7 protein-coding genes are annotated in these 12704 nt (G+C 74.4%); 6 read left to right on the top strand and 1 reads right to left on the bottom strand.

The features are described 5' to 3' along the window. The first annotated feature begins 17 nt into the window (after window positions 1-17). From infB to OG448_RS08110, 6 genes are all read left to right on the top strand, one after another. Window positions 18-3104 carry a translation initiation factor IF-2 gene (infB, locus tag OG448_RS08135; protein ID WP_405552377.1) on the top strand — a complete coding sequence of 1029 codons (3087 nt, stop codon included), beginning with the start codon at window positions 18-20 and terminating at the stop codon, window positions 3102-3104. A gap of 229 nt (window positions 3105-3333) precedes the next feature. Then, window positions 3334-3627, top strand: a complete 294-nt coding sequence (locus OG448_RS08130) for a DUF503 domain-containing protein (RefSeq protein ID WP_030817206.1) — start codon at window positions 3334-3336, stop codon at window positions 3625-3627. Between the two features lie 42 nt (window positions 3628-3669). Next, window positions 3670-4122, top strand: a complete 453-nt coding sequence (gene rbfA, locus OG448_RS08125; protein WP_391300628.1) for a 30S ribosome-binding factor RbfA — start codon at window positions 3670-3672, stop codon at window positions 4120-4122. Further along, entirely contained in the window at window positions 4119-5024 is a 906-nt protein-coding gene (gene truB / locus OG448_RS08120) for a tRNA pseudouridine(55) synthase TruB (protein ID WP_030817202.1), read from the top strand. The genes rbfA and truB overlap by 4 nt, the downstream gene beginning before the upstream one ends. 265 nt (window positions 5025-5289) lie before the next feature. After that, window positions 5290-8697: a trypsin-like peptidase domain-containing protein gene (locus OG448_RS08115; RefSeq protein WP_405552374.1), complete on the top strand. Its 3408-nt coding sequence runs from the start codon at window positions 5290-5292 to the stop codon at window positions 8695-8697. Window positions 8698-8821: 124 nt separating this feature from the next. Beyond that, the gene (locus OG448_RS08110) at window positions 8822-9769 is read left to right on the top strand and encodes a bifunctional riboflavin kinase/FAD synthetase (RefSeq protein ID WP_405552372.1); all 948 of its coding nucleotides are present in this window, start codon (window positions 8822-8824) and stop codon (window positions 9767-9769) included. A gap of 62 nt (window positions 9770-9831) precedes the next feature. Here OG448_RS08110 and OG448_RS08105 read toward each other — a convergent pair whose 3' ends face one another. Continuing rightward, window positions 9832-12561, bottom strand: a complete 2730-nt coding sequence (locus tag OG448_RS08105) for an SCO5717 family growth-regulating ATPase (protein ID WP_405552370.1) — start codon at window positions 12559-12561, stop codon at window positions 9832-9834. Window positions 12562-12704: the final 143 nt, after the last annotated feature.

Below are 12704 nucleotides of genomic sequence, written 5' to 3'. Positions count from 1 at the left end.
GACCTCAAAGGAGCGAAGTGGCTAAGGTCCGGGTATACGAACTCGCCAAGGAGTTCGGTGTCGAGAGCAAGGTCGTCATGGCCAAGCTCCAGGAACTCGGTGAATTCGTCCGTTCGGCGTCTTCGACGATCGAAGCGCCTGTCGTACGCAAGCTGACCGACGCCTTCCAGGGCGGTGGCAACGGCAAGTCCGCCGGCAAGCCCGCCCCGCGCAAGGCAACCCCCAAGCCCGGCGCGCCCTCCCCGGCGCAGTCGGCACGTCCGGCCGCCCCGAAGCCGGGCGCCCCCAAGCCCGCCGCGCAGCAGCCCGCTGCCCCGGCGGCTCCCTCGGCTCCCGCGCCGGCCGCTTCCGGCCCGCGTCCGGTGCCGGGTCCCAAGCCCGCGCCGCGCCCGGCCCCGGCCGCCCCGGAGTTCACCGCTCCGCCGGCCGCTCAGGCCCCGCAGGCGCCGCAGGCCCCGCAGGCTCCCGCCGCGCAGGGTCCGCGTCCCGGCGGCGCCCGTCCCGGCGCCCCCAAGCCCGGTGGCGCCCGTCCGGCCGCTCCCGGCCAGGGCGGTCAGGGTCAGGGTCAGTCGGGCCGTCCCGGCCAGGGCGCCGCGCGCCCCGGTGGCCAGGGCCAGCGTCCCGGCGCCCGTCCGGCCGGTCCCCGTCCGGGCAACAACCCCTTCACCTCCGGTGGCTCCACCGGCATGGCGCGCCCGCAGGCGCCCCGTCCGCAGGGCGGTCCCCGTCCCGCCGGCGGTCCCGGTGCCCCCGGCGCCGGTCCCCGTCCGCAGGGTCCGGGCGCTCAGGGCGGCGGTCCGCGTCCGCAGGGTCCGGGCGGTCCCCGTCCGTCGCCCGCCGGCATGCCCCGCCCGCAGGGTGGCCCGCGTCCCGGTCCGGCCGGTCCGCGTCCGAACCCCGGCATGATGCCGCAGCGTCCCGCTGCGGGCCCGCGTCCCGGCGGCGGTGGCCCCGGTGGCCGCGGTCCCGGTGCCGGCGGTCGTCCCGGTGGCGGCGGCGGTCGTCCGGGTGGCGGCGGCTTCGCCGGCCGTCCGGGTGGCGGCGGTGGCGGCGGCTTCGCCGGCCGTCCCGGTGGTCCCGGTGGCGGTGGCGGCGGCTTCGCCGGCCGTCCCGGTGGTGGCGGCGGTGGCCGTCCCGGCTTCGGCGGTCGTCCCGGTGGTCCGGGTGGCCGTGGTGGCACGCAGGGCGCCTTCGGCCGTCCCGGCGGTCCCGCGCGTCGCGGTCGCAAGTCGAAGCGTCAGAGGCGCCAGGAGTACGAGGCCATGCAGGCCCCGTCGGTCGGCGGCGTGATGCTGCCTCGCGGCAACGGACAGTCCGTCCGCCTGTCGCGCGGTGCCTCCCTCACCGACTTCGCGGAGAAGATCGGCGCCAACCCGGCGTCGCTCGTCGGCGTGATGATGAACCTCGGCGAGATGGTCACTGCCACGCAGTCCGTCTCCGACGAGACGCTGAAGCTCCTCGCGGACGAGATGAACTTCGTCCTCGAGATCGTCAGCCCCGAGGAGGAGGACCGCGAGCTGCTCGAGTCCTTCGACATCGAGTTCGGTGAGGACGAGGGTGGCGAGGAGTTCCTCGTCGCGCGTCCGCCGGTCGTGACCGTCATGGGTCACGTCGACCACGGTAAGACCCGACTGCTGGACACCATCCGCAAGACGAACGTCGTCGCGGGCGAGGCCGGCGGTATCACGCAGCACATCGGTGCGTACCAGGTCACGACCGAGGTCAACGACGAAGAGCGCAAGATCACCTTCATCGACACCCCGGGTCACGAGGCGTTCACCGCCATGCGTGCCCGTGGTGCGAAGTCGACCGACATCGCGATCCTCGTCGTCGCGGCCAACGACGGTGTCATGCCGCAGACGGTCGAGGCGCTGAACCACGCCAAGGCGGCCGACGTGCCGATCGTGGTCGCGGTCAACAAGATCGACGTCGAGGGTGCCGACCCGACCAAGGTGCGCGGTCAGCTCACCGAGTACGGTCTGGTGGCCGAGGAGTACGGCGGCGACACCATGTTCGTCGACATCTCCGCCAAGCAGGGTCTGAACATCGACTCCCTGCTGGAGGCCGTGGTCCTCACCGCGGACGCCTCGCTCGACCTGCGGGCCAACCCGGAGCAGGACGCGCAGGGCATCGCGATCGAGTCGCACCTCGACCGCGGCCGCGGCGCCGTCGCGACCGTCCTGGTCCAGCGAGGCACCCTGCGGGTCGGCGACACCATGGTGGTCGGCGACGCCTACGGCCGTGTCCGCGCGATGCTCGACGACAAGGGCGAGAACGTGGAAGAGGCGGGTCCCTCGACCCCGGTCCTCGTCCTCGGTCTCACCAACGTCCCGGGCGCCGGCGACAACTTCCTGGTCGTCGACGAGGACCGTACGGCCCGTCAGATCGCGGAGAAGCGGGCGGCGCGCGAGCGCAACGCCAACTTCGCCCGGCGCGGTGTCCGGTTCTCCCTGGAGAACCTGGACGAGGCCCTCAAGGCCGGTCTGGTGCAGGAACTCAACCTCATCATCAAGGGCGACGCGTCCGGTTCGGTGGAGGCTCTCGAGTCCTCGCTGCTCCAGCTCGACGTCGGCGAAGAGGTCGACATCCGCATCCTGCACCGCGGTGTGGGTGCGGTCACCGAGTCCGACATCAACCTGGCGACCGGCTCCGACGCCATCGTCATCGGCTTCAACGTCCGCGCTGCGGGCCGCGCGGCGCAGATGGCGGAGCGCGAGGGTGTCGACGTCCGGTACTACTCGGTGATCTACCAGGCCATCGAGGAGATCGAGGCGGCCCTCAAGGGCATGCTCAAGCCGGAGTACGAGGAGGTCGAGCTCGGCACGGCGGAGATCCGCGAGGTCTTCAAGTCGTCCAAGCTGGGCAACATCGCCGGTGTCCTGGTCCGGTCGGGCGAGGTCAAGCGCAACACCAAGGCGCGCCTCCTCCGCGACGGCAAGGTCATCGCGGAGAACCTCAACATCTCCGGTCTGCGTCGCTTCAAGGACGACGTCACCGAGATCCGCGAAGGCTTCGAGGGTGGTATCAACCTCGGAAACTTCAACGACATCAAGGTCGACGACGTCATCGCGACGTACGAGATGCGCGAGAAGCCGCGAGCGTAACGCCGCGCTGTGCGTCGGCCGACGGGGCCTCCGGGTTCCGTCGGCCGACGCGCCGTCCCTGGGGGCTCCGCCCCAGACCCCCGTTCATAGGCCGGGGGTCTGGGGCGGAGCCCCCAGGTGGCACGGAAACCCTGTCGAGCACACCGCTCGTAAGCGGTACCGTGCTTAGAGCCCCGTACATACGTCACGCGGGCCACCGATCCCGTACCGGCGGGTTAACCGGCTGCACATGTACGTGGGGACTCTGTCCTTCGACCTCCTCCTCGGCGACGTCCACTCGCTGAAGGAGAAGCGCTCCGTCGTCCGCCCGATCGTCGCCGAACTCCAGCGGAAGTACTCCGTGAGCGCGGCCGAGGTGGACCACATGGACCTGCACCGGCGAGCGCTCATCGGCCTCGCCACGGTGTCCGGTGACGCGGCGCACCTCACCGACGTACTGGACCAGTGCGAACGGCTGGTCGCCGCCCGCCCGGAAGTGGAGCTGCTGTCCGTGCGACGGCGCTTCCACGGCGACGACGACTGACCGAAGAAACGCGAAGAAGAAGAAAGAACGGGAGACGGACCAGTGGCCGACAACGCTCGGGCGAAAAGGCTGGCGGACCTCATCCGGGAGGTGGTGGCCCAGAAGCTGCAGCGTGGGATCAAGGACCCGCGGCTCGGCTCGCACGTCACCATCACGGACACGCGGGTCACGGGTGACCTGCGGGAGGCGACCGTCTTCTACACGGTCTACGGCGACGACGAGGAGCGGCAGGCCGTCGCCGCGGGCCTGGAGAGCGCCAAGGGCATCCTGCGCTCCGAGGTCGGCCGCGCGGCCGGGGTGAAGTTCACGCCGACGCTGACCTTCGTCGCGGACGCCCTGCCGGACACGGCCCGCAACATCGAGGACCTCCTCGACCGGGCCCGGCAGTCCGACGCCCAGGTGCGCGAGGCGTCCGCGGGCGCCCCGTACGCCGGTGGCGCGGACCCGTACCGCAAGCCGGAGTCCGACGACGAGACGGACGACGCCGCAGAATGACAGCCAAGCCCACCCCGCCCGACGGCCTTGTCATCGTGGACAAGCCGTCGGGCTTCACCTCGCACGACGTGGTCGCCAAGATGCGCGGGATCGCCCGGACCCGCCGCGTCGGCCACGCCGGCACCCTCGACCCCATGGCCACCGGTGTCCTCGTCCTCGGTCTGGAGCGCGCCACCAAGCTCCTCGGGCACCTCGCCCTGACCGAGAAGGAGTACCTGGGCACCGTCCGGCTAGGCCAGAACACCCTCACGGATGACGCCGAGGGGGAGATCTCCTCCTCCACGGACGCCTCCAAGGTGACCCGGGAGGCGATCGACGCCGGGATCGCCAAGCTCAGCGGCGACATCATGCAGGTGCCGTCCAAGGTGAGCGCCATCAAGATCGACGGCGTGCGCTCCTACAAACGGGCCCGTGAGGGCGAGGACTTCGAGATCCCGGCCCGCCCGGTGACCGTCTCCTCCTTCACGGTGTACGACGTCCGGGACGCCGTCGCCGAGGACGGCACCCCCGTGCTCGACCTGGTCGTCTCCGTGGTCTGCTCCTCCGGCACCTACATCCGCGCCCTCGCCCGCGACCTGGGCGCCGACCTGGGCGTCGGCGGCCACCTCACGGCGCTGCGCCGGACGCGGGTCGGCCCGTACAAGCTGGACTCCGCGCGGACCCTGGACCAGCTCCAGGCGGAGCTGACCGTGATGCCGGTCGCGGAGGCCGCCTCCGCCGCGTTCCCGCGCTGGGACGTGGACGCCAAGCGGGGCAGGCTGCTGCTCAACGGCGTCCGGCTGGAAATGCCCGACGTGTACGCGGGCGCCGGTCCCATCGCGGTGTTCGACCCCGAGGGCCGCTTCCTCGCGCTCGTCGAGGAGCAGAAGGGCAAGGCCAAGAGCCTCGCCGTCTTCGGCTGAGCCGGCCTTTCCCAGAACGCCACGGGTGTGCCCGTGGAGCGGCGGTCACGGGGTACGTGCCACATCCGCCGCTCCACGGTCCCCCCTCGGTTCCCCCACCCCTGACGTCTATCCATTCCGCACCGCGTATTCACCCGTCCGGCCGGGCGCTCGGAGTGAACCGGGGGAGCGGAAGGGGGCGCTTTCTCCCCGTGCCCTGTTCCGGTGATCATCGCGCGCCTACCGTCGAGTTGAGACGAGGGTGCACGGCTGGGGAGGCAGGACCATGGCGGGAGAGGGGCCGCGAACGGGGAGCGGTGACGGGACGGTGCCCGGCGGCTTGGGCGACTGCGCGGACGCCCTGGTGCAGATCCGCGACCTCTCCGGGCGCCTGCGCGGCGTCGGCTTCCTCGCCGACCACCACGGCACCCTGCTCACCAGCCACGAGGCCGTCGAGGGCCTGGACCGGCTCGTGCTGCGCGCGGCCGACGACCGCACGCGCGTGGCCGACGCCGAGGCCGTGGTCCCGCTGCCGCGCCACGGGCTCGCGCTCGTCCGTACCGAGAGCCTGGGCGTGGCCCCGCTGCCGCTGACCGTGCGCGACCGGATCGAGGCGGGCACCTACGTACGGATCGCCGCGGGCGGCTGGCGCGAGGCACGGGTGCTCACCGCCGCCCCCGCCGCCTACCCCGTCGGAGGCCGTAGCCAGGTCCTCGACGACGCGCTGGAACTCGCGCTCGGCACCGCCGCCCGCGACGCACTCCGCCCCGGCGGGGGCACGACCGGCGGGCCCGTGCTCGACGCCCGTACCGGCGCGGTCCTCGGCGTCCTCGGCGCCTCCCTGCGCTCCGCCGGCCGGGACTCCGGTTTCGCCGCCCCCGTACGCCCCGCCGAAGGGGCGGACCCCGCGCTCACCGCGCTGCTCGCCCGCAACGAGACCACCGTCCCGGCCTACGGCGCCGACCTCAACCTCGCCGGGGTCCTCCAGCTCTGCGCCGCCTCCGTCAGCTTGGACGGGCCGCCCGGCACTCTCACCGGGCTGGCCAGGCTCGTCGAACGCCCCTTGGTGGAGCGGGAGTTGGCCGAGTTCATGGCGGGGCCGCACGCCGTGCTCGCGCTCACCGGCGACCCCGGCAGCGGCCGTACGACCGAGCTGGCGGCGCTCGCCGCACGGCGTCGGCGGGGCGACGCCCCGGCTCCCACGCTGTGGCTGCGCGGGGCCGACCTGCGCGACACCGACGACTCCGTGGCCGACGCCGTCCGCCGCGCGCTGGAGCGGGCCGCGCCCGTCGCCGCCGCCTCCGGACCGGCCCGCCCCGCCGACCTCGGCGCCTTCGACCCCGAACCGCTGGCCACGCTCGCCGCCCGCGAGGGGCGCCCGCTGCTGCTCTGTCTCGACGCCCCCGAGGAGATGCCGCCCGCCCTGCTGCCCGAGTGGGCCAAGGGGACCGTCGAGTGGCTGCGCGCCACCGGGGCCCGGCTGGTGCTGGCCTGCGGGGAGGAGTTCTGGGAGAGCGCCGCCGAGGAGTTCCCCGCGCGCCTGCGCCTGACCGGCCTCACCCGTCAGGAGGCCCGTACCGCCCGCTCCCGGTACGGCGTCCCCGACGACGCCCTCGCCGACACCGACGCCCGGCATCCGCTCGCCCTTCGCCTGCTGTCCGAGGTGCGGGCCGCGCTCCCCGCCGACGCGCCCGTGCGCCCGGTGGACCGGCACGACGTCTTCGCCGCCCACCTCGACCTGACGTGTCTCCGCGTCGCCGAGCGCATCGCCGCCGCCAACGGGCTCGGCGACACCGCCGTACGACGCCTCGCCACCAGGGTCGCCGGGCAGGTGCACGAGGCCGCCCGGCGTGCCCTCGGGCACGGGCAGGGCGTGCTGGACCGGGAGACCTTCGCGGCCGTCTTCCCGCACGGGCGCGCCCCGGCCCGGCTCGGCGGGGGCACCGGGTGGGCGTCGGCCGTCCTGGACGAGGGGCTGCTGGTCCGCTCCGGGGGCGGATACCGGTTCGCGCACGAGGAGTTCGCCGACTGGGTGCAGGGCACGCATCTCGACCTGGACGACGCGCTGCACGTCCTGGTCCACCGCCCGCGCGCGGAGCGGCCGGCCGGGGTGATGCCGGTGCCGCACCACCGGATCGGGCCCGTCGTCCAGGCCCTGCTGCTCCTCGGCCGCCGTCGCGGACCCCGGCAACTCGCCTTCCGGCTGCGGGAACTGGCCGACGCCCTCGATCTCGACCCCGGGTCCTGGTGGGCCGCCCGGCTGCTCTCCCGGACCCTGCTGCGCACCCCGGACGCGCTGCCCTATCGGGAGGAGCTGCGCTTCCTGGCCGACCGGATCGTGGCCTGGCGGCGCGCGGGGCAGGCGGTCCCCGAGGAGTTCGGGCCCGCCTTCTGGACCACGCTCGCGCTGCCCGACGCCGAGCGGTTCGCCCTGCTGCGGCGGCTGGTGCTGGCCGACCCGGCGGTGCCCGAGGGGGCGGGGGAGCGGTACCTGGACGCGGCGGCCCGGCTGCTCGCCGCCGACCCGGCCGCCGGGCAGCCGCACCTCACCCGCTGGTTCGAGGACGAGCGTCCGCTGCCCGCCACCCCGCACGCCACCGTGGCCACCGCCGCCCAGGCCCTCCTGCACACCCATCGCTACGGCGCGCTCGACCACCTCACCGAGGCCCTGATCGACAGCGGCCACCGCAGAGCCGTCGAACTCCTCGGCGTCCTCGCCGAGGACGAACCCTCCGCCGCCTGCCGCGCCGTCGACCGCTGGGCGAGGGACGAGGACCCCGACCGCCGGGCCACCGCCCTGGTCCTCGCCCGCCGCACCGCACCCCACACCGGCACGCCCGCCGACCACACCCTGCTGCGCCGCGCCGCCCACGCCCTGCTGGCCCGCCCTGCCGACCGCGCCCTGCACGGCGGCGCGCTCGCCCTGCTGACCGTCGACCCGGTCAGCCGCGACCAGCACCTCCCACGGGCGCTGCGCCACTTCAGGGCCGGCGACCGCGGCCTGCCGCCCAGCGCGCTCCTCCCCGCCCTGGCCACCCACCCCGACACCGTGCTCGACGCCTTCCGCGCCCGGCTGCGCGGCGGCCCCGACCCCGCCGTCACCCTGCGCGCGCTCGCCGACATCACCGACCCGGCGCTCGCCCGCCGTACCGCCGCCCTGGTCCGGGAGACGGTCGCGCCCCGCGCGGAGGCCGCTCCCTGTGTCGCGGAGTACGTCGACCGCCGCCTCGGCCACGGCCCCACCGCCCGCACCGAGCTGCTGCCGCTGCTCACCGGGCTGCTCGGCAAGGGCTTCGAACCGGCGCGCGCCGCCCTGGCCGCCGTCCTCGTCGCCCCCGGCACCCCGGCCACCACCCCGCTGCGCCGCGAACTCCTGGACCTGCTGCTCGCCCACGAACGGGACCCGGACGTCCTGGTCGCGGTCCTGCGCGCGGCCGACACCCTGCTGGACGGCGACGGCACGGGCCCGGTAGCGGAGGAGGCCCGAGGGCTCGTCCACCGCACCGCCCGGCTCCTCGGCCGTATCCCCGAGGGCGGCGACCACCGTCTGACCGGCCTCGTCCGTGAACTGCCCGGCTTCGGCGCCCGGCTCGCCCGCTGGCTGACGGAGGCGCCGGACGACTGGGCCGCCGTCGTCGGCCCCGGGGTCCGGCGTGCGATCGAAGAGTGCGCCGGGACACCCGTACCCGCGTGAGCAGGGGTTTTCGGCGTGCGCCCGGTCACAGGGGGTGTACCGATGCGGAGCCCGGTGACCCGGCATGGCACTCTTGGACCTGCACAAGAGTCAGACACGGACACGGGTTCGAGGAGCGGTCACAGTGCAGCGCTGGCGTGGCTTGGAGGACATCCCTCAGGACTGGGGGCGCAGCGTCGTCACCATCGGGTCCTACGACGGTGTCCACCGCGGCCACCAGTTGATCATCGAGCACGCCGTCGACCGCGCCCGCAAGCTGGGCGTCCCGGCCGTCGTGGTCACCTTCGACCCGCACCCCAGCGAGGTCGTACGGCCCGGCAGCCACCCCCCGCTGCTCGCCCCGCACCCGCGCCGGTGCGAACTGATGGCGGACCTCGGTGTCGACGCGGTGCTCGTGCTGCCCTTCACCACCGAGTTCTCGCAGCTCTCCCCGGCCGACTTCGTCGTCAAGGTGCTGGTCGACAAGCTGCACGCCAAGGCGGTCGTGGAGGGCCCGAACTTCCGCTTCGGGCACCGCGCGGCCGGCACCGTGGACTTCCTCGCCGAGCAGGGCCGGGTCTACGACTTCGAGGTGGAGATCGTCGACCTGTACGTCACCGGTGCGGCGGGCGGCGGCAAGCCGTTCTCGTCCACCCTGACCCGCAACCTGATCGCCGAGGGCGATGTCGCCGGGGCCCGCGAGATCCTGGGCCGCCCGCACCGGGTGGAGGGCGTGGTCGTCCGGGGCGCCCAGCGCGGCCGCGAACTCGGCTTCCCCACCGCCAACGTGGAGACCCTGCCGCACACCGCCATCCCCGCCGACGGCGTCTACGCCGGGTATCTGCACGCCCAGGGCGAGACGATGCCCGCCGCGATCTCGGTGGGCACCAACCCGCAGTTCGACGGCACCGAGCGCACGGTGGAGGCGTACGCGATCGACCGCGTCGGCCTCGACCTGTACGGGCTGCACGTCGCCGTCGAGTTCCTCGCGTATGTGCGCGGCCAGGCGAGGTTCGACTCGCTGGAGGACCTGATGGTCCAGATGGGCGCGGATGTGGAGCGGTGCCGGGAGATCGTCGCCGCGGACGCCTAGAGCTTCGGCATGTGAAAGGGCGGCCGGTGCACTGAGCACCGGCCGCCCCTCGCCGTCTCCGGCTACTGCTGTGGCGGCGCCTGGGGCGGAGGCGCCTGCGGGGGCTGGGCCTGGGGCGGGCCGGGGTACGGGTACTGCTGCGGGCCGGGCTGCGGGGGGTACGGCTGACCCGGCTGGGGCTGCTGCTGCGGCGGGTACGGGTGGCCCGGCTGCGGCGGGTACTGCTGCTGGCCCGGCACGAACGGCTGAGGGTGCTGCGGCGGGTAGGGCTGGCCGGGAGCAGGCTGCCCCGGCATCGGCGGCGCGGCGACCGGCGGCGGGTTGCCGTCCCTGGTCCACAGGCCGTGCGCCTGCTGATGCCGTACGAAGTCCTCGGCGACCATCGCCGCGAGCGTGAAGTACGCCTCGCGCACCTTCGGCCGCATCATGTCGAGGTTCACCTCGGCACCGGCCGACAGATGCTCGTCGAACGGCACCACGACCACACCCCGGCAGCGCTGCTCGAAGTGCGACACTATGTCGTCGACCTTGATCATCTTGCCGGTCTCGCGGACCCCGGAGATGACGGTGATCGAGCGGGAGACCAGGTCGGCGTAGCCGTGCGCGGACAGCCAGTCCAGCGTGGTGCTGGCGCTGCTCGCGCCGTCCACCGAGGGCGTGGAGATGATGATGAGCTGGTCGGCGAGGTCCAGCACCCCGCGCATCGCGCTGTAGAGCAGACCGGTGCCGGAGTCGGTCAGGATGACCGGGTACTGCCGGCCGAGCACGTCGATCGCGCGCCGGTAGTCCTCGTCGTTGAACGTGGTCGAGACGGCCGGGTCCACGTCGTTGGCGATGATCTCCAGACCGGAGGGCGCCTGCGAGGTGAACCGGCGGATGTCCATGTACGAGTGCAGATGCGGGATCGCCTGCACGAGGTCACGGATGGTCGCGCCGGTCTCCCTGCGCACCCGGCGGCCGAGCGTACCCGCGTCCGGGTTGGCGTCGATGGCGAGGATCTTGTCCTGCCGCTCCGAGGCCAGGGTGGAACCCAGCGCGGTGGTCGTGGTCGTCTTGCCGACACCGCCCTTGAGACTGATCACCGCTATCCGGTAGCAGGACAGCACCGGAGTGCGGATCAGCTCCAGCTTGCGCTGCCGCTCCGCCTCCTCCTTCTTGCCGCCCAGCTTGAACCGGGACGCGGCCGCCGCGGGGCGCCCGCTGCGCGTCTTCTGCCGCTTGTTGTTCAGCAGACGGTCGGAGGACAGCTCCACGGCCGCGGTGTAACCCAGCGGCGCGGCACCCGGATGCGTGGGCTGCCGCTGGTCGTGCTGCACGGGCTGCGGCCACGCGGCACCGGCCCGGGGGTCGACGGGCGGCTGCCCCTCGGGACCCTGCGGGAAGCCGTAACCGGGCTGCGGTGCGGCGGGGTTGGGCGGCTGGGGGGAGTCGGTCTGCTGCTGGGGGAAGCCGTAGCCGGGGGGCGGGGTGGGGCCGGCCGGGGGCTGCGGGAAGCCGTAACCGGCGGGTGGGGCAGGGGGGTTGGGCGGCTGGGGGGAGTCGGTCTGCTGGCGGGGGAAGGCGTGGCCAGGGGGCGGAGTGGGTGCCGGCTGCTGCTGGGGGGCGCCCTGCTGCTGAGGGAAGCCGTAACCGGGCTGCTGGGCGGGGGGATTGGGCTGCGCGGGGAAGCCGTAGCCCGGCGCCGGGGGTGGCTGCGGGGCGTTCTGCTGGGGCGGGAAGCCGTAACCGGGGGCAGGGGTCGGCTGGTTGGGCGCGGGCGCGCCGGACTGGTCCCAGGCCGCCGGGGCGGGCCGCGGCGGGGCGGGCGGCTGCTGCGGGGGCACCGGTGCGTGCGGCGGCTGGCCCGGCATGGGGCCGGCCTGCGCGGGCCACTGTGCCGCCGGGGCCGGGGCGGCGGGCTGGTACGACGGGGGGAGCGGGGGAACGCCCTGCTGCGGGGCGGGCGGGGGAGTCCAGGCGGGGGCTTCGGCAGCGGGGGCTTCGGCAGCGGTGGGCTCGGCAGCCGGGGCTTCCGGGGCGTCCTCGTGCTCGGCGTCCGCCTCCGGGGCTTCGGCCTCCTGCTCCGGGGAGGTTGCGGGGGCGTCCTGCTCGGCGGCGTCCTCGGCGGGCTCGTCCTGGGCGGACGCCGCCTCGGCCGCGCTGTCCTCGTCCTCGGTCTCGGCGGCGGCGCTCGGCTCGTCGTCGCTGTCCTCGGCAGAGGCAGCGTCCGCGTCCGCGCTGGGCACACCCTCGGCGTCCTCGTCGCCGGTGTCCGCCGTCCCGTCCTCGGCCGCCTCGCGCTCCGCGATCTCCCGCTTCAGCGCGGCGGCGGAGAAGCGCATGGTCGCGCCGGACTCCAGGTCCCCGTTCTCCGGCTCGGGTTCCGGCGCGGGCGCCGAGGCGTCCTCGGCCCGCTGCGCCTCGAACCCCGTCGGAAGCTGCGGCACCGGCACCGGGCTGCCGACCGGCGGCGCGGGCGGCGCCGAGGGCGCGGGCGGGGCCGAGGGCGCGGGCGGGGCGTACGGCGCAGCGGGACCGTCCGCCGGAGGAGGCGGGGTGAAGGGCACACCGGGCGCGGGCGGCGTCGCCGGGAACGGCGGCACCGGAGCAGGCTCACCGGAAGCGTTCGTACCGTCACCGGCCGAACCGCCGGAGGCACCCGCGGCGGACGACGACGCGTTCTGCGTGTACCAGGCGGGCGGCGCGTAGTCGATGGTGAACTCGCCCGTGTTCTCGACGGCCGACTCCGCGTCGGGCTGGTCGTCGTCGGGTGTGGCCCAGCCCCCGCGCATACCGTCCCGATCGCTGCTCACAGTTCCTCCTGGTGTGGTCGAGCACTTTCATCGCGTGCCGGGGCGACCGGGTCGTGTGACAGCCCGGTCCACCGGTGCTCCCCCCAGGGACGGCGCCCGTCCACAGGTTTCGGCATCGCGCCCGCTCCCAGCCTAATCACCAC

This window comes from Streptomyces sp. NBC_01171, from assembly GCF_045039805.1.
Classification (GTDB): domain Bacteria; phylum Actinomycetota; class Actinomycetes; order Streptomycetales; family Streptomycetaceae; genus Streptomyces.
Note: the sequence above shows the minus strand (reverse complement) of the source record. Positions and strands in the feature narration are given on the sequence as shown.